This is a genomic window from Streptomyces sp. NBC_01508 (assembly GCF_045040315.1).
Lineage (GTDB): Bacteria > Actinomycetota > Actinomycetes > Streptomycetales > Streptomycetaceae > Streptomyces.
The window spans coordinates 2,786,852-2,805,427 of the sequence record NZ_CP109419.1 but is presented as its reverse complement, the minus strand read 5'-3'; the positions used below and the strand labels follow the sequence as shown (position 1 = coordinate 2,805,427).

15 protein-coding genes and 3 pseudogenes are annotated in these 18,576 nt (G+C 66.7%); 11 read left to right on the top strand and 7 right to left on the bottom strand.

Annotated elements, in window-relative coordinates; translation table 11 throughout:
- Positions 1-198: 198 nt before the first annotated feature.
- The 3 genes and pseudogenes from ychF to OG700_RS12615 all read left to right on the top strand — a co-directional run.
- Positions 199-1,287, top strand: coding sequence for a redox-regulated ATPase YchF (gene ychF / locus OG700_RS12625; protein WP_405612884.1), 1,089 nt, complete (start codon positions 199-201; stop codon positions 1,285-1,287).
- 225 nt (positions 1,288-1,512) lie between these two features.
- Positions 1,513-3,006: an N-6 DNA methylase gene (locus OG700_RS12620; protein WP_405612882.1), complete on the top strand. Its 1,494-nt coding sequence runs from the start codon at positions 1,513-1,515 to the stop codon at positions 3,004-3,006.
- Positions 3,003-3,197 (top strand): annotated as a pseudogene (locus tag OG700_RS12615) (type I restriction-modification system subunit M N-terminal domain-containing protein); the annotation flags it as partial. The gene OG700_RS12620 and the pseudogene OG700_RS12615, both read left to right, overlap by 4 nt.
- A gap of 55 nt (positions 3,198-3,252) precedes the next feature.
- Here the strand turns inward: OG700_RS12615 and OG700_RS12610 are convergent.
- Positions 3,253-4,371 (bottom strand): annotated as a pseudogene (locus OG700_RS12610) (DUF3631 domain-containing protein); the annotation flags it as partial.
- Positions 4,372-4,514: 143 nt separating this feature from the next.
- Positions 4,515-4,709: a helix-turn-helix transcriptional regulator gene (locus tag OG700_RS12605; RefSeq protein WP_405612880.1), complete on the bottom strand. Its 195-nt coding sequence runs from the start codon at positions 4,707-4,709 to the stop codon at positions 4,515-4,517.
- 120 nt (positions 4,710-4,829) lie between these two features.
- Here OG700_RS12605 and OG700_RS12600 point away from each other — a divergent pair, with 120 nt between their 5' ends.
- Together OG700_RS12600 and OG700_RS12595 are read left to right on the top strand one after the other, a co-directional pair.
- The gene (locus tag OG700_RS12600; RefSeq protein WP_405612878.1) at positions 4,830-5,330 is read left to right on the top strand and encodes a helix-turn-helix transcriptional regulator; all 501 of its coding nucleotides are present in this window, start codon (positions 4,830-4,832) and stop codon (positions 5,328-5,330) included.
- A 24-nt stretch (positions 5,331-5,354) separates the two neighbouring features.
- On the top strand, positions 5,355-6,464 hold the full coding sequence (locus OG700_RS12595; protein ID WP_405612876.1) for a tyrosine-type recombinase/integrase: 1,110 nt from the start codon (positions 5,355-5,357) through the stop codon (positions 6,462-6,464).
- Positions 6,465-6,563: 99 nt separating this feature from the next.
- On the opposite strand, the gene OG700_RS12590 is transcribed toward OG700_RS12595, so the two are convergent.
- Positions 6,564-8,351: a UvrB domain 3-containing protein gene (locus OG700_RS12590; RefSeq protein ID WP_405612874.1), complete on the bottom strand. Its 1,788-nt coding sequence runs from the start codon at positions 8,349-8,351 to the stop codon at positions 6,564-6,566.
- Here OG700_RS12590 and OG700_RS12585 point away from each other — a divergent pair.
- The 6 genes and pseudogenes from OG700_RS12585 to OG700_RS12560 all read left to right on the top strand — a co-directional run bounded on the left by OG700_RS12585 (position 8,329) and on the right by OG700_RS12560 (position 14,744).
- Positions 8,329-9,540: a class I SAM-dependent DNA methyltransferase gene (locus OG700_RS12585; RefSeq protein WP_405612872.1), complete on the top strand. Its 1,212-nt coding sequence runs from the start codon at positions 8,329-8,331 to the stop codon at positions 9,538-9,540. The genes OG700_RS12590 and OG700_RS12585 overlap by 23 nt on opposite strands.
- Positions 9,537-10,715, top strand: coding sequence for a hypothetical protein (locus OG700_RS12580; RefSeq protein WP_405612870.1), 1,179 nt, complete (start codon positions 9,537-9,539; stop codon positions 10,713-10,715). The genes OG700_RS12585 and OG700_RS12580 overlap by 4 nt, the downstream gene beginning before the upstream one ends.
- Positions 10,712-11,845, top strand: a complete 1,134-nt coding sequence (locus tag OG700_RS12575; RefSeq protein WP_405612868.1) for a type I restriction endonuclease — start codon at positions 10,712-10,714, stop codon at positions 11,843-11,845. Before OG700_RS12580 ends, OG700_RS12575 begins: the two co-directional genes overlap by 4 nt.
- Positions 11,835-12,173, top strand: a pseudogene (locus tag OG700_RS12570) (DUF3631 domain-containing protein); the annotation flags it as partial. The gene OG700_RS12575 and the pseudogene OG700_RS12570, both read left to right, overlap by 11 nt.
- Before the next feature lie 314 nt (positions 12,174-12,487).
- Entirely contained in the window at positions 12,488-13,057 is a 570-nt protein-coding gene (locus OG700_RS12565; RefSeq protein WP_405621646.1) for a hypothetical protein, read from the top strand.
- Positions 13,047-14,744, top strand: a complete 1,698-nt coding sequence (locus OG700_RS12560) for a relaxase/mobilization nuclease domain-containing protein (protein ID WP_405612866.1) — start codon at positions 13,047-13,049, stop codon at positions 14,742-14,744. Before OG700_RS12565 ends, OG700_RS12560 begins: the two co-directional genes overlap by 11 nt.
- 78 nt (positions 14,745-14,822) lie before the next feature.
- On the opposite strand, the gene OG700_RS12555 is transcribed toward OG700_RS12560, so the two are convergent.
- The 4 genes from OG700_RS12555 to OG700_RS12540 all read right to left on the bottom strand — a co-directional run bounded on the left by OG700_RS12555 (position 14,823) and on the right by OG700_RS12540 (position 18,536).
- Positions 14,823-16,247: a hypothetical protein gene (locus OG700_RS12555; protein WP_405612864.1), complete on the bottom strand. Its 1,425-nt coding sequence runs from the start codon at positions 16,245-16,247 to the stop codon at positions 14,823-14,825.
- Between the two features lie 123 nt (positions 16,248-16,370).
- Positions 16,371-16,916, bottom strand: a complete 546-nt coding sequence (locus tag OG700_RS12550; protein WP_405612862.1) for an HAD domain-containing protein — start codon at positions 16,914-16,916, stop codon at positions 16,371-16,373.
- Between the two features lie 15 nt (positions 16,917-16,931).
- The gene (locus tag OG700_RS12545) at positions 16,932-17,624 is read right to left on the bottom strand and encodes a class I SAM-dependent methyltransferase (RefSeq protein ID WP_405612860.1); all 693 of its coding nucleotides are present in this window, start codon (positions 17,622-17,624) and stop codon (positions 16,932-16,934) included.
- Positions 17,625-18,536 carry an aminoglycoside phosphotransferase family protein gene (locus tag OG700_RS12540; protein ID WP_405612858.1) on the bottom strand — a complete coding sequence of 304 codons (912 nt, stop codon included), beginning with the start codon at positions 18,534-18,536 and terminating at the stop codon, positions 17,625-17,627.
- Positions 18,537-18,576: the final 40 nt, after the last annotated feature.

The following is an 18,576-nucleotide window of genomic DNA, read 5'->3' as shown; positions in this document are numbered from 1 at the left end:
GCCCTTTGGGCGACCTTGGCGTTGCGTTCGACGGACGCCGGGCGTGTCGCGCCGGCGGGTGCCGCCATCTGCCGTACCGACTGCCGTCGGCCGCCGGGACGGCCCGCCCGTAAACTGGGGGATCGGCCCCTCTCCGGGCCGTACAGGCCACCCCGGCCGTACAGGCTCCGCCAGTCCTCACTTCAGGAAGTCGCCAACGTGTCGCTCACGATCGGAATCGTCGGTCTGCCGAATGTCGGCAAGTCGACCCTTTTCAACGCCCTGACCAAGAACGACGTGCTGGCGGCCAACTACCCGTTCGCCACGATCGAGCCCAACGTCGGCGTCGTCGGCGTCCCCGACCCCCGGCTCGCCGTCCTCGCCAAGATCTTCGACTCGCAGAAGATCCTCCCGGCGACCGTCGACTTCGTCGACATCGCGGGCATCGTGCGTGGCGCGTCGGAGGGCGAGGGCCTGGGCAACAAGTTCCTCGCGAACATCCGCGAGTCCGACGCGATCTGTCAGGTCATCAGGGCCTTCAAGGACGAGAACGTCGTGCACGTCGACGGCAAGGTCTCGCCGAAGGACGACATCGAGACGATCAACACCGAGCTGATCCTGGCCGACCTCCAGTCGGTGGAGAAGGCCGTCCCGCGGCTGACGAAGGAGTCCCGTCTCCAGAAGGAGAAGGTCGCCGTCCTGGCGGCGGTCGAGGAGGCCCAGAAGATCCTCGAAGCCGGCACGACGCTCTTCGCCGCGGGCATCTCGGCGGGCACGGAGAAGGGCCGGCTCCTCCACGAGCTGCACCTGCTGACCACCAAGCCCTTCCTGTACGCCTTCAACGTCGACGAGGACGAACTGGTCGACGAGGACTTCAAGAACGAACAGCGCGCCCTCGTCGCCCCGGCCGAAGCGATCTTCCTGAACGCCAAGATCGAGTCCGAACTGATCGAACTGGACGACGACGAGGCACTGGAACTCCTCCAGTCCATGGGCCAGGACGAGCCCGGCCTCGCCACCCTGGGCCGCGTCGGCTTCGCGACCCTGGGCCTCCAGACGTACCTCACGGCAGGCCCGAAGGAGACCCGCGCCTGGACGATCAAGAAGGGCGCGACGGCTCCCGAGGCGGCCGGCGTGATCCACACCGACTTCCAGAAGGGCTTCATCAAGGCCGAGGTCATCTCCTTCGCCGACCTGGTGGAGGCGGGCTCGGTCGCCGAGTCCCGCGCCAAGGGCAAGGCCCGCATGGAAGGCAAGGACTACGTGATGCAGGACGGCGACGTGGTCGAGTTTCGCTTCAACGTCTAATACGTTCAGCGAAAGGCCGTCTGACTTGCGGTGGAGCGGGTTGGGCGGCCTTTGCGGTCCGCATAGAGTCCGCAGCGTTTGACGTGTATTCGATACAGCCCTGGCGGATCCCGTTACGCTCCGACACGTGGTCGCCGGGATGGCGAGCCGACCAGGCAGAGTATGGAAACGAGTAGTGATCGAGTGGGGTTGAGTGCGGTCGGTGTGGGGGAGCAGGAGCTTCCGATGCCATTGACACTGGGGGAACTGGAGTCGTATCTGGCGAAGGCGGCTGATCTACTGCGGGGCAGCATCGATCAAGCGGACTTCAAGGCGTACATCTTCCCGTTGATGTTCTTCAAGCGGATCAGCGACGTGTACGACGAGGAGTATGCCCACGCGCTGGACGAGTCTGGTGGCGACCATACGTATGCGGCGTTCGAGGAGAACCACCGGTTTACCATTCCCGATGGGTGTCACTGGGCAGACGTGCGCGCACGCACCGAGAACGTCGGTGAGGCGCTCAAGACCGCCTTCCGCGGGATCGAACAGGCCAATCAGGGCACGCTCTACGGCATCTTCGGCGGCGCGACTTGGACTAACAAGGACAAGCTCCCGGACAGCAAGCTGATTGACCTGATCGAGCACTTCTCGATCAAGGACCTTTCGATCTCCCAGGCCGCCCCCGACGTGCTGGGGCAGGCCTACGAGTACCTGATCAAGCGGTTCGCCGACCAGTCCAACAGGAAGGCAGGCGAGTACTACACGCCGCGCGAGGTGGTCGCTCTGCTAGTCAACATCCTCGACCCCCAAGAGAACGAGACAGTCTACGATCCGGCCTGTGGCACCGGCGGCATGCTGATCGAGGTTATCCAGCACATCAAGGTCGGCGGCGGTGACCCGAAGACTGTGCTCGGCAAGCTGTACGGCCAGGAGAAGGTGCTCACCACCTCCGCGATTGCTCGGATGAACCTGCTGCTGCACGGCATGGAGGACTTCCACGTCGAGCGTCGCGACACGCTGCGCGACCCTGCCTACTTTGACCACGGCCAGTTGGCGCGGTTCGACTGCGTGATCGCCAACCCACCGTTCTCGTTGGAGAACTGGGGCCACGAGCAGTGGGCGAGCGACCCCTGGGGGCGCAGCGAGCTGGGCGGGGTGCCGCCGAAGGGGTACGCCGACTGGGCCTGGGTCCAGCACATGCTCACCTCCGCCGCACCCGCCGGTGGCAGGGTGGCGGTCGTCCTCCCGCAAGGCGCCCTGTTCCGCCAGGGAGTTGAGGGCCGCATCCGCGAGCACCTCGTCAAGGCCGGGTTCGTTGAAGCCGTCATCGGCCTGGCGCCCAAGCTGTTCTACGGCACCACGCTGGCCGCGTGCGTACTGATCCTGCGTCGCCAGCGCCCCGCTGAACAGCAGGACAAGGTGCTCTTCGTCAACGGAGATCTGCTCTTCAAGCGCGGCCGCAACCAGAACACGCTCGAGCTTGACCACGCTGAGACCCTTCTGAGGGCCTACCGGGAGTACGCCGACCAGCTCGGCGTGGCCGCGGTCGCGACCCTGGACGACATCGAAGCCAACGGCTGGAACCTGCACATCCCGCTGTACGTCGAGCCCGCCGACACCGGCGAGCAGATCAACCTGGAGCAGGCCTTGGCGAATCTGGACACCGCGCACGCGAAGGCCCGCGAGACCCGCGTAGAGCTGGAGGCCGAGCTGGCGAAGTGGGGGCTGGGCGTATGACCACGACGAACCCGAAGCGGATTACCCAGCGGGAATTGGAGTCCTACCTGTGGGGCGCCGCAGTGCTGCTGCGGGGGCTGATCGACGCTGGCGACTACAAGCAGTACATCTTCCCGCTGGTCTTCCTCAAGCGTCTATCCGATGTCTACGACGAGGAGCACGCTGCCGCCCTGGCGACGTACGGCGAGGAGGAGCTGGCCGGCCTTCCGGAGAACCACCGCTTCGCTATCCCCGACGGCGCCCACTGGTCCGCAGAGCCTCCTTGCCGCCCTCCTGATCGAAGACACGGCGGATGTCACGCAGCAGCCGCGTCTTCAGCGTCGTCTGCTCGTCCTGGACCACCTCGTTGCGCGTCATCGCCAGACAGGCGGCACGTGCCCGCGCGGGCACGTGCCCACTGGCGAGGTCGGCGACGATGACGAGCGGCTCCCAGGTGTCGGCGGCGCGGTCCTCGACGGGCATCTTCGGCACCGCGCCCGCGACGGTGCCGCGCTGCGGGACCAGCCAGTCGGCGAGCCGGTCGCGCAGCGCGTGCAGTTCCGGTACGGAGTATCGCGATCGGAACGGGGTGATCCGCTCACCCGGCTTGCGCTTCTGCATGCGGATGACGACCGCCCGGTCCATGATCGTGTCCGGCAGGTCGCCGATACCGGCCAGCGCCGCCATGGCGAAGGTGGGGAACGCGGTCGGCTTGTGCTCCGGCCCGGAGATCCGCCAGGCGGGCCGGTTGCGCTGGTGCCCGGCGTTCAGAAGGCCGCGTAGATCCTCCTTGTCGCCCGCCTTGGGGCCGAAGATGGTGTCGGCCTCGTCCACCAGCAGCGTCGGCGGGTTCTTGCCGATGACGCGGAAGACGACGGCGGGGGAGGTGTTCACCGTCATCATCGGCTGGTGGACGGTCTCGTAGAGAACGTCCAGGAGACGGGACTTGCCGCACCCCTTGGTCGGCCCGACCACCGCCAGCCGTGGCGCGTGCTGGAGGCCCGGCTGGATGTGGGAGGCCGCGACCCAGAGCGTGACGGCGGTCAGGGCCTCGTCGCTCGGCAGCACCACGTACCGCCCGATCGCCGTGCGGAGGTCGTCCAGCAGCTCGCTGCCTTCGCCTGCCGCCCCGCCGCTATCTTGGGTTTCTGGTCCGCCTGGAGCAGGATCGCCTGCGCTGTCCGACGCGGTTGTCGGGGCACCGGCCTGAGCAGGCCGCAAACCGGGTGTACTCCGATTCGGAGCATCGGAGGTCGCGCCTCCCGTGTCGGGGCGTGGTTCCGTCCGCTCCTCGCGGTTCCGAGGCAGACCCTGGCCCGGGATCGCGATCGGTGGCCAGGCAACACCGGATGCCGTCGAGGTGGCGGGGGACGTAGGGTCCTTCATAGATGTTCCTCTCGGGTGGGGGCGAGACGGGCAAGGTCTCGCCCCCGACCAGTTCGTTCAGGGATGGGCGACGTGCAAGGGGTTCTCCGGCCCTCGGCGTAGGCGCGCCGAGGGCCTTTGCTGTGTCCGGACGGGCCGGCGGCTCATGAGGCCAGGCCCCAGTCCTCTCCGCCGTCGATCAGCGCGCGCTCGTAGCGCAGCAGTTCGGACTCGGGGTAGAGCACTCGCTTGCCGACCTTGATGCCGCGCGGTCCCTTCTGGAGATGGCGCCAGTAACGGACGGTGCTTTCGGCAGTGCGGTAGCGCTCGGCGACCTCGGCGGTGGTCAGGTATCGCATGCATCCCCATTCGGCTAGGTAGCGATTCTATCTGCATAACCTGTACCTCATGATCGGCGGTTAGCCAAACCGGGAAGTCCATGTTTCAATTCGGATAGCGATGGTCGCGATGGAGGTTCGATGGCAAGCGAGAAGGCCGAGGGCGGCGAAGTGCCGCTGCTCTACAGCGAAGGCAACGTGGCCGGCCGCGTGGCCCTGGAGCGCGAGGTCAGAGGGTGGAGCACGACCGAGCTGGCCGAGCGGGTGACCAGAGCGGGCGTGAAGATGAACCAGACCGCCGTGTGGCGCATCGAGAACGGCTCACCCCGCCGCCGGATCAACCTCGATGAGGCGCTCGCCTTCTCCCGCGTCTTCGAACTGCCCCTCGAAGAGCTCATGTCACCGCCCTTGGAAGGGCTCGACAGCGACAGCCGACGGCTCGTCCAGGAAGCAGTAGAAGCGTTCTACGAAACTTGCGACGCCCGCGACCGCCTGCACCGCGCCGTGGTCGCCGTCGCCGACCACATCAAGGCACACCCCGACAGCTCACGCGCGATCAACGAGCAGTGCCTCCGCCTCATGGGCGACGAGCGGGACGCTCGCACCCTCACCAGCGACATCGAGGACGGCGGCCACTACTGACAACCCGCACGAAGGAGAAGCCACTTGGCGAACATTCAGAAGCGACCCAACGGCAAATGGCGTGCCCGCTACCGCGACCTCGACGGCAAGGAGCACGCCCGCCACTTCGACCGCAAGATCGACGCCCAGCGCTGGCTCGACGAAGTCACGACCAGCGTGGTCACCGGGCAGTACGTCGACCCGCGCTCGGCGAAGAAGCCCTTCAAGGAGTACGCGGAGGAGTGGCGGGCCAGCCAGCCGCACCGGCCGTCGACGGCCAAGGCCGTAGCCCAGCACCTGCGTTGCTACGCCTACCCCGTCTGGGAGAAACGGGCACTCGGCGCGATCAAGCCCGGTGACGTGCAGAGCTGGATCACCAGCCTGACGACCACCCACAAGCTCGCCGCGAGCACGTCCCGCACCGTCTTCAACACGGTCAACACCGTCTTCCGGGCAGCGGTCCGCGACCGCATGATTCCGCACAACCCCTGCACCGGCGCAAAGCTGCCCTCCGTGCCCCGGAAGAAGGTGGTGCCGCTCGCGGTCGAGCAGGTACGGACGCTGGCCGAGGAGATACCCGGACGCTACAAGGGCCTCGTCCTGCTGGGCGCTTGCACAGGGCTGCGCCCCGGCGAGCTCTTCGGCCTCCAGCTCCGGCACGTGGACCTGCTGCACGCTACCGTCTCGGTCGAACAGCAGATTCAGCAGACCGCCAAGCACGGCGTGTACGTCTGCCCGCCCAAGACCGCTCGATCACACCGCACGGTCCCGCTCCCCCGCATAGCGGTGGATGCGATGAAGGCCCACCTGCGGGACTTCCCCGCCGATGGGCCCGAGAGCTGGATCTTCACGGCGCCGCAGGGCGGGCCCGTGGTCTACACGCACTTCATGGACGGGTCCTGGCGGCCCGCCTGTGCGAAGGCCGGCATAGCGAAGGGCACCGGACCCCACGCCCTCCGGCATCACTACGCCAGCCTGCTGATCAAGCACGGCGAGTCCGTGAAGACGGTATCCGAGCGCCTCGGCCACACCAACGCAGCCATGACGCTGAACATCTACACCCACTTGTGGCCCGACTCCGAGGAGCGGACCCGGGCGGCCGTCGACAAGGCGTATGCGGACCGCCCTGCGGACGGCGAGGCGCCTGGCCCCTGAAGCGTTGTAGCGGCTACCCCCGCCGCTGACTGAAGCCGCTGGTGTACATGGCAACGGGGCCGGCGGCCGGTCGATGAGACCGCCAGAGCTCCGGCGCTTCTAGTAGTACTCCCGGATGTATCCCAGTGCCTTCCCAAAGACATCCTGGTCCCGGATCTTGAACTTGATGTAGAGCGCCTTGCGAAGCGCCTGTTGAACGAGGCGATCGCCTTCGTTGGTGTCCTGCCAACCGTCAAAGCGAACGGTACGGACGACGGAGTCGACCTCGTCGACGACCGTTTCGGCGGTGATCGGGGTCTCCTCACCCTTGAGCGACTCGAAGAGGTCGGTCAAGGCGGCCTTTCCACGCTCCTCCCGGGGCACCTCAGCGGCGACCTTCTCCGCTGCGACCGTGTCACGCGCCAGCGCGAAGAGCTCCTTGAGGAACTCCAGAGATGCCTGCTGAGAGTGGGTGTACTTCTCGCGCAGAGCGTTCAACCGCTGGCCAAGCTCGACGAAGGCCGGGTTGCCGACGTGCTTGGCAATGCGGGCGGTGATCCATTTCTCGACCTCGACGGGGTCGATGTCCTTGCGGTTGCCGGCCATCAGGTCCTCGATAACCTGCGCATCGAGGACGATGGTGTCCAGGTCGGTGCGGGGGACTTCGACAGTGACGTGCTCGTTTATGAGGTCAAGGGTCTTGGCGCCCAGCGTGTGCCAAACCAGTCGGCCAGTGACGTCCGTGGGTTGCACGGACTGGTAGACGTCGGTCAGCCAGCGGTAGACCGCTTCGTATTCGGACAGGCTCGAGTCCGGGGACAGGGTCTCCCACAGCTGGGCAACGATGCTGTACGCGGCTCCGAAGGCGTCGCGGGACTCATCGGAGTCGATCGCGGTCTGCGCCTGGATCAGGCCCTCATAGCCGCCGACGGTGCGGTCGACGCCCGGAAAGAACGCCAGAGCAGCCTCGATCGCAGGGCCGAGTTGCTCGCGGAGTACAGCGATGTTGGAGATGACCTGCTGGACAGACTTGTCGTCGAACTCGAAGGCCTTGGCAACGTCGTCGAAGATGCCTAGGTAGTCCACTATCAGGCCGTGGGTCTTCGCGGGCGGGTAGACCCGATTGGTGCGGCAGATCGCCTGGAGCAGGGTGTGCTCGCGCAGTGGCTTGTCGATGTACTGGGCGTAGAGGATCGGGGCGTCAAAGCCGGTGAGCAGCTTCGCGGTCACGATGATGATCTTCAGCGGGTCGGCCGGGTCGTTGAAGCGGGCGGTGATCCGCTCCAGCTCCTCACGGCCCGGGGTCCACTGCTTCCACGTCGGCCTGTCGCTGCGGCCGGCGGACATCACGATCGTGGACACGTCCGACCCGAGCAGACCGTCGAGCTCTTCCTTATACGCCACGCAGGTGGCCTTGTCGTAGACCACGACCTGCGCCTTGAAACCCTGCGATGCGACCTTGGCGGTGTAGTGCTCGGCAATGTCAGCGGCGACCTTGCAGACCCGGGCAGGAGCCTTGATCAGCGCCTCAAGGGAGGCGGCCTTCTTCGACAGGGCGGTGCGGTCCTCCTCGCTGAGCCCGTGGCGGTTAGCGAGCTCAGCGAAGGCCGTGGTGATCGCTTCCTCGTCCAGGTGGATCTCCGAGAGGCGTGGCTCGAAGTGCAGCGGCAGGGTTGCGCCATCCCGGATGGAGTCGGAGAAGGAGTAGCGCGAGAGATACCCGTACTCGTCGGCCCCGGAGCCGAACCACATGAACGTGTTTCGGTCGCGCTTGTTGATCGGGGTCCCGGTCAGCCCGAACAGGAACGCGTTGGGCAGCGCCTCGCGCATCTTGCGGCCGTAGTCGCCCTCCTGGGAGCGGTGGGCCTCGTCGACCATCACGATGATGTTGTCGCGCGCGTCCAACACGCCCGGGGCCAACCCTGACACGCTTGCCGGTGTCTTTGGTGATGGCGAGTGGACCAACAAGGACCTGCTCCCCGACGCGACCCTCTCGGACCTGATCGAGCACTTTTCGGCAAAGACGCTGTCGGTGGCGAACTTGCCCGAGGACGAGCTCGGACAAGGTTATGAGTACCTGATCAAAAAATTCGCCGACGACTCCGGCCACACTGCCCAGGAGTTCTACACGAACCGCACTCTGGTGCACCTGATGACGCTCATGCTCGAGCCCCAGCCCGGCGAGTCCGTGTACGACCCGACATGTGGTACCGGTGGCATGCTCATCTCCACCGCAGCCGAGGTCAAGCGGCAGGGGAAGGAATGGCGGAACCTGCGTCTGTACGGCCAGGAGCTCAATTACGGCACCTCTGCCATCGCCCGCATGAACCTGTTCTTGCACGGCGTCACTGACAGCCGCATCGCTCATGGCGACACCCTCACTAAACCTGCCTTCCTCAGTGCACAGGGCTTGCAGACCTTCGACGTCGTCCTGGCCAATCCGCCCTATTCCATTAAGGCATGGAACCGCGCTGCGTTTGCCAAGGATTCCTACGGGCGCAACATGTGGGGCCTACCGTCCCAGGGGCGCGCCGACTACGCCTTCTTCCAACACATCGCCAAGAGTCTGGACCCCACCACTGGGCGTTCGGCAATCCTGTTCCCCCATGGAGTCCTGTTCCGCCGTGACGAGGCCACTATGCGCGAGCGGCTTGTTAAGTCCGACCTAGTTGAGTGTGTGCTCGGCCTCGGTGAGGGCTTGTTCTACAACTCCCCGATGCCGGCCGTCGTCATCATCCTGCGGTCGCGTAAGCCCGTTGAACGGCAAGGCAAGATTCTCTTCATCAACGCCCTCCACGAGGTCTCCCGCGAAAAGGGGCAGGCATTCCTGCGCGAGACGCACCAGCATAAAATCCTCGATGCCTACCGTGGCTTCACAGACCTCAAGCAGTTCGCGACGGTGGCCACTCTGGATGATATCGCCGCTAAGGGCTTCAGCCTGGCCATTCCGACGTACGTTGAGGGCGCCAAGGACAGCAGCGTGGGAGAGCATATCGATTTCGCCGAAGCTCTCGCTGCTTGGCGTACTGCTGCGGAAACCTCTGACGCGGCCTTCGCCGATATCCTGTCCAAGATGCGAACGGAGGCCTTGGCATGAGCCTGGCCCTCGACAGGACCACTTGGAAGCGCTTCACTCTCGGAGAGGTAGTCCGGCATGTCACTGACCGGGTCGACGCCGATACTTGTGGTCTAAAGCGGTTCCTCGCTGGCGAGCACATCCCGAGCGGCAGCCTCTCGATCACGAACTGGGGTGTTATCGGGCGCGATCCGATTGGGCCGATGTTCTACAAGCGCTTCAAGCCCGGCCACGTCCTCTATGTATCCCGACGAACATACCTTCGCAAGGTCGCCGTCCCGAAATTCGAGGGGATCACAGGTGAGAAGACCTTCGTACTTGAGACCCTTGACGAGAGCCTGCTCCTCCAGGAGTTCCTTCCGTTTGTTCTCTCGGCTGAGAATTTCCATGCATACGCCATCGCCCACTCGCGTGGCTCGGTCAACCCTTATCTGAACTGGGGCGAGCTCACTGCGTATGAATTTGACCTCCCTCCAATCGATGAACAGCGGCGCCTCGCAGGCCTAGCCTGGGCCGTCGAGCGCCATCGTCTGGCCGTCGCAAAGTCGAAGGTAAACGCTGCTGCCGCAGCAGACGTGTACTTCTCCGAGATGCTAGCCAGGCATGCCGCAGAGACGGTGCCAGCGCCGGACCTCATTGACGAAATGACGGTGGGCGTCGTTGTCCGGCCAACCCAGTACTACACCGATGATCGAGTGGCAGGAGTTCCTGCTCTTCGGGGTCTCAACGTCCGGCCCGGCGGATTCGACCTGACGGACCTCGTGTATTTCCGTCCCGAAAGCGCCGCAGATCTTCGAAAGTCCACACTGCGGGAAGGCGACGTCGTCGTGATCCGAACGGGCCGCCCTGGGGACGCGGCTGTCGTGCCGAGCGAGGTCGTAGGGTACAACTGCATCGACCTGATCATTGTCAGACCTGGGCGACACATCGACTCGAAGTTCGTCGAATTGTTCCTGAACTCCGGTTATGGGCGCGCTCAGATCCTGCGCAGGTCGGCCGGAACTGCGCAGCAGCACTTCAACGTAGGCGCTCTCAAGAAGCTTCGGATCCCGGTTCTCTCTCTGGATGAACAGAGAGTGCTTGTGAGCGCAACGGCGGAGATCCAGTCAGTCTCGAACCGCTTCGCGGATGAGCTAGCCAGCCTGCGAGCCATGCGGGATGCGATGCTCAACAACGTCTTCGGAGTGGCCGAGTGACCTTCAACGAGGCGAACACGGTGCGCGATTTCGTCCGGGATCTCATGACCTCAGTCGACGTGCGGTTCGTACCGGGAAGTCATCTGCCGCGACGCACCGATGAGGTGTTGTTGGAACAGCAGGTGCGTGAGGCGTTAATCCGTCTCAACCCGAGCATCGAGGCGGATCCGCGTCTGGCCGATGAGGTGATTTACCGACTGCGCGCGATCCTGGTCTCCGCGCGCGACACGCCAAATCCAGTGGTGGCGAACGAGGAGTTCGCGGCATGGCTCACAGGGCAGAAGTCGATGCCGTTCGGGCACGACGGCGAGCATGTGACGGTCAGGCTGATCGACTTCGACCACCTCAGCGACCACAGTGCGAACGACTGGACCGTCTCCACCGAGGTGACCTACGGGGTCGGACGACTGGAGCGGCGCTTCGACCTGGTGATTTGGTGCAACGGGTTCCCCCTCGTTGTGGGGGAGGCGAAGTCGCCGGTGCGGTCGGCGTACTCCTGGATCGACGCTGCCGCGCAGGTCAAGGAGGACTACGAGGTCAACGTGCCGGCGTTCTTCGTACCAAACGTGCTCAACTTCGCCACTGAAGGTAAGGACTTCCGCTACGGCTCGGTCGGGATGCCGGTGGAGTTGTGGGGGCCGTGGCGGGCGGATGAGTCCGGTGACGACCATACGCCGGTGAAGATAGGCCTCTCGGCGGTCAAGGAGGCGGTCGAGGGCGTTCTGGATCCGGACGCGATCTTGGACTTCCTGCGGTTCTTCACGCTGTTCGCGACCGACAAGAAGCACCGCAAGATCAAGGTGATTGCGAGGTACCAGCAGCTCCAGGCGACCAACCTGATCGTGGAGCGGGTGCTGCACGGGCAGATCAAGCAAGGGCTGATCTGGCACTTCCAGGGGTCAGGTAAGTCGCTGCTGATGGTGTTCACTGCGCAGAAGTTGCGCGCAACGGCGGGGCTGACCTCGCCGACGGTGATCATTGTGGTCGACCGGATCGACCTAGACACCCAGATCACCGCGACGTTCAACGCCTCGGACGTACCGAACCTCGTCTCGACGGAGTCCCGCAAGGAGCTGCAGGAGCTCCTGGCTGCGGGCGCGCGGAAGATCATCATCACCACGATGCCATGACCTGCTCGCGGTCCTCATCCAGGACGCCGAGGCCCCGTGGGCCGAGTACGGCACTAAGGGGTTGAACGCCTACCACCTGGCGAATCTGCTGCGCGACTTCGGTATCAGCCCGGCCAACTACCGGTTCGAGAACGGCAGGCAGGCCAAGGCATACGCCCGCAACCAGTTCGTGGACGCATGGGCCCGCTACTGCCCCGACCCTGCCCCGTCGGCACCAACCGCCGAGGTCCCGGCACATCCGACCCGGGGCAGGCCGCCCGCCCCTCCGTCCGGGGCGCTGTCCACCGGCCCGCCGGGAGGGCCCGCAGGCCCCAGGCCCACTCGCTGACACCAGGTCCGCATCAATCCGTCGCATCCGTCCCCGCGCAGGTCAGCGCGGGGACGGATCTCCTCGCCGTTACGGATCACTCCGTACCTGCGGCCCTCTCCGTACCAGTGCTGACCAGCCACGCGACGGATGCGACGGATGCGACGAAGCTCCACCCCCACGACTGACGGAGCACCACCATGCCCGAATCGAACGCCGACGACACCACCCCCCGCCGCCGCAGGAAGCTGTTCAGGCTCACCCGACGACCAGCAGCAAGCTGGAGCGAACGAGCCTCTAACGAGGCTTCGTCCGCGCTTGCCCCCGCCTCAGGGGTGGCGGAGGACAAGGCCGAGCGCCAGGGGGCGCCCGAGCCGGAGGAGAGGGTGGCTGAGAGCTCCTGCCAGCCTGCTGCCGACTCCGTTCCTCGCAGTACGCCGGCCGATGTCCCACCGCTTGTCGAGCAGCCCTCCTGGCGGGACCTCGACGCGCCCGTCCTGCCCGCGCAGATGAACCGCAAGCGCACCGTGGAGAAGCGCGACCAGGAGAAGACCATCCGCTTCACGCGCACCGCGGTCCAGGTGATCAGCGCCGCCGCTCACCAGCGCGGTCAGAGGTTCGCCGGATTCGTCGGAGACGCGGCCCTGGCTGTTGCGCAGGGCAAGGCGGGGCTGGTCGGCAGTCCGGAGGACGATCCTCTCCGCCCGCTGATCGAGGCCGTCGAGGCGCACACGGTCGCGCTGAACCGCATCGGCGGCAACCTCAACCAGATCACCGCAGCCATCAACCGAGGAACCGTGCCCGAGCGCGCCGAGGCGGTTCTGGACCGCGTCGAGCAAGCAGCACAGAACAGCTTCCACCTCATGGACCAGCTCCTGACGAACGGCACGGCTCATGGTTCCTGACGTCTCCACCGGTTCCGACAGCCGCGGACTGATCGCCTACCTCTTCGGCCCCGGCCGCCGCGACGAGCACACCAACCCCCACATCGTCGCCGCCTGGGACATGGCCGGTGCTCCCGATCCCGGCCGTGACCCGGCAGCCACCTACTCCCAGCTCGCCAGGCGACTCGACCACCACGTCGACCTCCGCACTCGCGAGCTGGGCGGCAAGAAACCACCTCAGCACGTCTGGCACTGCCCTGTCCGCACCGCGCCCGGCGACCGCTACCTCACCGACGCCGAATGGGCCGAGGTCGCCCGCCGCGTTGTGCACGCCACCGGCATCGCCCCCGAAGGCGACGAGAGGGCCTGCCGATGGATCGCGGTGCGCCACGCCGACGATCACATCCACATCATGGCCACCACCGTCCGCGCCGACGGCCGCCGCCCCCGCACCCACCAGGACGGCCGACGGGCCCAAGCCGAGTGCCGCAAGATCGAGACCGAGTACGGCCTGCGCCGCCTGAAGTCCGGAGACCTCACGGCCCCCCGCGCCCCCACCGGCGCCGAACGCGCCAAGGCCGAGCGCCAGGGCCAGACCGTGACGGCACGGCACTGGCTGCGCGAGCGGGCGTACGCGGTCGCCGCCGCCGTGCATACCGAGGCCGACTACTTCACGGTGCTGCAGTCCCTCGGCATCAAGGTCAAGACGCGCCTCGGCCCCGAGAGCGGCGACGTGATCGGCTACAGCCTCGCCGCACCCGGCGACACCAACAGTGCCGGTGAACCCGTCTGGTACGGCGGCTCGAAGCTCGCACCCGACCTCTCCATCAACCGCCTCCGCGAACGCCTCCCCGACCAGGAGATAGCTCACCGACCCAGGTTCGCGGCAGACCCTGCCGAGCCGTGGCGGCACACCATCGCCGCGATACAGACGGCGCACACCGCCCTCGACTCCGATGACGATGCCACCGCCCAGGCCCACCTCGCCGCCTTCGGCGACGCCCTCTACAACATCGCCAGCGCCACACCCGGCCCGCACCGGGCGGAACTACGCGCAGCCGCCTCGGCGTTCAACCGAGCCCGCCGATCCGCTACCCGCGCGGATCACCAGGCCGCTACCGCCCTGCGCCAGGTCGCTAAGGAACTCGTCTACGCCTCCAATGAGCCCGGCGGACTCGCCGTCGCCCTGCTCTTCGCCACCGTGTACCTGGCCCGCGCCGCCGCCAAGTGGCACGAGCAGCGCGGCCACGAACAACAGGCCGCAGCGGCCGAAAAAGCCTTCCGCCACCTCCAGGCGGGCTATCAGCAGGCAGCCGCACCCGTCTTGGCGGACTTGGCCCGCCGCGCACCACGAGCCGCGACCGCCAGCCGCTACGAGCAGGACGTTCGTGCGGCCCTCCCCGACCACGCCGACCGGATCCTCGCCGACCCCACTTGGACCGCCATGACCACAACCCTCGCCCACGCCGAGACCGCCGGCCACAACCCCCGACGCCTCCTGGCCGAGGCGGGCGCCCAGCGGGAGCTCGACAGCGCCGAGCACCCGGCCGAGGTTCTCGCCTGGCGCATCACCGCTCAGCCGAACAGGAGGACGCAAGCAGCTCACAGTCGAAGCATCATCAGCGGAACATCGCCCATGCCCCCTGTCCCACACCCTCCGGCCGCACCAGCGGCTATGAGTCTCGAAGGGCGCAGTCGACACCGTTGACCCCGCTATCGCTCGATTAGGCGGAACGTTGTACCGGTCGGCCTCGCACTCAGGTGAGGTCGACCGGCGAACCACGCTTCAAGAACAGATCCACTCCTCACTGGGCAGTGCGTGCCACAGGTCGAGCCAGTCGTAGAGCAGGAAGAGGGGGCGGGTCAGGACGACCTCGTCGGCTGGCTGGGAGCGGATTGCTAGACCGAGGTCGGCGAAGACCGGATCGCCAGCGACGCTGTACGCCAGGCTGCCAAGCCGTGTTGTGCGGTGGACCAGCCAGTTCTCCACGTCAGAAGGGACGCAACCGGTCAGCGGGGTAGCGTCCAGCCTCACCTGGGGGCCGGTGAGGGCGTCGGCGGCGACGCACCCCAGGTGGTCGTCATGGAAGAGGGCCCTGATCCCGTTCTCGGTGAAGTCTGCGTATTTGAGTTGCTGGTCCTCACCGTGGTGGGAGTAGGACACGACAGCAGGTCCTTCGCCGAGGACGTGGGTGATCTCCTCCAAAGTCATCCCAAAGTGCAGGGGGCCGACTCCTACGTATGGCGTGAACGTCCACTCGGCGCGCTCCTTCTCCCGGGCAATCCGCCACGGGCCGCGGTACCCTGCCTCGCTCCCCGGGACGGCCACGGGCGGCTCGGGCGTCGGCTCGTGCGGGGCGGCCGGTATGGGCGCGGTCCGGTCCTCTCGCCGGTGACCGAATCGTTCCGGAGCCGCGGTGTCCCCGGGTTGCTCTTCCAGCCAGCGGATCGCCTGCTCCTGGTCTCGGCCGAATGGGTCCTCCGCCAACTCGCCTGCCCGGTCCAGGGCTGCGTGGCGCTCCTCCTCCGCAGTGACGAGACCGGTGACATCCTCTCCCCAGGCGGCCAGCCGTTCCCGGGCGATCCACCGGTAGTACGAGTCCGCGCTCACGGCAAGGACCTCGCGGATGGCGGGGGCGTATCGGGGTACGGACGAGGTGAGGGCGGGGTCGGCCAGGAGCAGGGCTGAAGCCGCAAGCGCGGCCTCCCTCACCAGTGGATCGTCGTCGTCGCAGAAATCCGCGATGCGGTCGTGGAGTATTGGCCTTGCCGCACGGGCGGCAGCCAGATCTTGCGCCGTGCCAACGCCGTCTTCGACGTCCAGGCGGGCGATGTCGGCGAACGAAGCAAGCCAGTTCAGCAGTTCGGCGCGAAGCGACCGGCGGCCGACCCTGCGCTCCCACCGGTCTTCGGCGAGGGTGCGCGGATCGTCAAGAAGACGAGCGAGGACCAAGGCCGCCGGAGCGGTCGCCGGAGAAATTTGCTGCCGATTGAGGAGCAGCCGATACAGGTCCTCCACAGCCCGCACCCGGCGGGCCGGGTCGGTGGCGAGCACAGCGCCGAGGATGTCCGGTGTGTCACGCACACTGTGCTGGCCCGTACAGACGTGCGGCAGCTCCTCCCAGGCGATGTAGGGGAGTTCAGCCTGTGCTGTGGGTGGCAGGGAACCGGCGGGAGTATCAGGAAGGTCCGGGGTTGTTTCGTTGATCACGGCCGCAGTGTTCCAGCCGACTCCGACATCAGCGGTGCCGATCCCCGCCAAAGACCGCAGACGGCAGACGCTCGAGCAACACGCTGGTGCCCTCGCTGCTCGTGGCAGCAAGGGCATCAGTCGTCAGACGGCGCGGGCTGTGGGTAACTGCGAGACCCACTTCGTCACCTTGGTCAGATGCTCGGGCTGCAGCCCGAGGCGTGGGTCGGGCTGAACGATGAGGGTCGGCGTTCCCCTGGAATTGCGCTCCGCCGCCCAGCCGTGGTCGAGGCTGGTGAAGTCGTCGTCGATCCAGACGGCGGGAGCTTTGCCGAGCCAGGTGTCGACGTGGTCACGTTTCCAGAGGTAGCCGTCGGGGTGACTGGTGGTGATCTGCGGGCGAGGCAGGTCGAGGTAAGGGAAGTCGGGCAGCCCTAGAAGAGGGCCGATGATCGTGGTGGCGTCCCTGCGCCAGCTCGTGCACCACACCGGGGTGATGAGTCCGCTGGTCAGGAGGTCGGCGAGAATGCTGCCCTGGCGAGGGTCGAGCCAGATGGGGACAGGGTCGTCTGGGTGCCGGCCGGTGGGCAGGACGGTGTGGCGGACGTGGGTGGGCGGGATGCTGCCGTCGGGGGCCGGGAACGGGATGAGGACGCCGTCGATGTCCAGGAGCAGGTAGGGCAGGGACATTGATGCCTCCGTCGGTCAGCGTTTGCGGGCGGTAATCAGGAGGGTGGTGGGCCACGGGTCGCGGCGCGGGTGTCGCAGCTCCTGCGTTGATGTGATGCTCAGGCCGGTCCGGGAGAGGTGTGCGTTCCAGCGGCGGGCGTCGAACTCCCATCGGGCGAGGGGCAGTCGGGTGCGGTCGGGCATGGTGACGTAGTCCTCGCGCGGACGGTCGTCCGTGGATGGATGTCTTCCGGCCCGTGCCGGGTGAGGGACGGAGAAAGCCAGGACACCACCCGGTTCCAGGCGCCGGGAAACTGTGGCGAGGAGGAGCTCGGGGGCGACGAGGCCGACGGCGCCGAAGACGGAGTAGATCGCGTCGAAGGTCTGGCCGGTGGCCTGAAGGTGGTGCAGTGCGTGGCCGGCGGCGAAGGTTGTGCCGTCGATGTGGCTGTAGTGGGAGCGGGCGCGGCGTACCTGGAGGCCGATCAGGTCCACGCCGGTGGTGCGGGCCTGGTGGTGTTTCGCGAGGTGGGCCACGTTGTGGCCGGGGCCGCAGCCCAGCTCCAGGACGCGTTTGCCGCACAGGTCCCGGCCCAGGATCTCTGCGCCGGGACCGATGCCCGCGTGGGTACTCCATTCCATCCGGGCCGGTGCAGTGAGGGCGTGCGCGGGGGCAGCGGCTGTGCGCTGGGCTGCGTGGGCGTACCAGGGGGAGACCTGGGCGAGCACCTAGACCTCCAGGAGTTGGACCACATCGCCCAGGTGGCGGCGGACGACGGGGATGTACGCGGGGTCCTTGGCCGGATCGTCGATCCAGCGAATGGCCTGCTCCATGAACCACTCCACGGCCCACATGCGATGCCAGCCCAGGGCCCATGCCTCTGCGGCCAGGCCGCCCCGCGCGGCGAGGGCGTCCTCATGACCGCCTGCGGTGACGTACTGCTCCAGGAACACCCGCATGCGGAAGGGGCTCGGCACGTCGGTGGTGCCGTGGTACGAGGCGAGGTCGATAAGGCCGGGTCCGGTGAAGGCACGTGCGAAGTCGAGGAGGCGCCAGCCGTTCTCCCCGATGTGGACGCTCGTGGGGTGGAACTCGGAGTGAACCCAGCCGAACGGGTCGAGCGTCGCCCCCTGGACACGGGCCTCGGCCGCGGCGGAGATCTTCCCCAGCGCGGTCTCGATGTCATCGCAGTCCGTCCATCGGTCGGCTTTCCGCAGCCGCTGGAGGTGATCGAGGGCTCGGCCGGGCAGAGCTGCGAGACCCGCCCCATCGAGGAGCGGCAGACCACCCGCCGGGCGGGCGGCATGGAGCATGACGGCGGCGGCGATACCGTCGAGGTCGTCGGCTTCCCGTACAGGGGTGCCGAGGTCGTCCATGAGCATGCCGAGCCACTTGTCCTGCATGGCGGTGGCGTGGAGGGCGGGGACCGGGAGCCCGCGGTGGTATGCCGCCCGCAGGGCCTGGGCCTCGCGATCGAAGGGCTCCTTGGCGTACTTGAAAACGGCCGTGGTGCCGTCGGGGAAGGTGACACGTTCGACGCCGGACATGCCCCAGATGCGAATCTCGGCACGTTCGGGGAGGGGCTTGCCGACGAGGGTGCACAGGTCGTTTAGCAGGGTGGCGGACAGGCTCTGATCCATGGAGGTCTCCAAGGGGGTTGGAGGGCTCCGGGGCGGGCGC

Bases quoted from the DNA above. Each gene is read 5' to 3' on its own strand.
- OG700_RS12620 (WP_405612882.1), top strand. From the start codon at position 1,513: ATGCCATTGACACTGGGGGAACTGGAGTCGTATCTGGCGAAGGCGGCT.
- OG700_RS12605 (WP_405612880.1), bottom strand. From the start codon at position 4,709: ATGCGATACCTGACCACCGCCGAGGTCGCCGAGCGCTACCGCACTGCC.
- OG700_RS12600 (WP_405612878.1), top strand. From the start codon at position 4,830: ATGGCAAGCGAGAAGGCCGAGGGCGGCGAAGTGCCGCTGCTCTACAGC.
- OG700_RS12585 (WP_405612872.1), top strand. From the start codon at position 8,329: ATGTTGTCGCGCGCGTCCAACACGCCCGGGGCCAACCCTGACACGCTT.
- OG700_RS12580 (WP_405612870.1), top strand. From the start codon at position 9,537: ATGAGCCTGGCCCTCGACAGGACCACTTGGAAGCGCTTCACTCTCGGA.
- OG700_RS12560 (WP_405612866.1), top strand. From the start codon at position 13,047: ATGGTTCCTGACGTCTCCACCGGTTCCGACAGCCGCGGACTGATCGCC.
- OG700_RS12550 (WP_405612862.1), bottom strand. From the start codon at position 16,916: ATGTCCCTGCCCTACCTGCTCCTGGACATCGACGGCGTCCTCATCCCG.
- OG700_RS12540 (WP_405612858.1), bottom strand. From the start codon at position 18,536: ATGGATCAGAGCCTGTCCGCCACCCTGCTAAACGACCTGTGCACCCTC.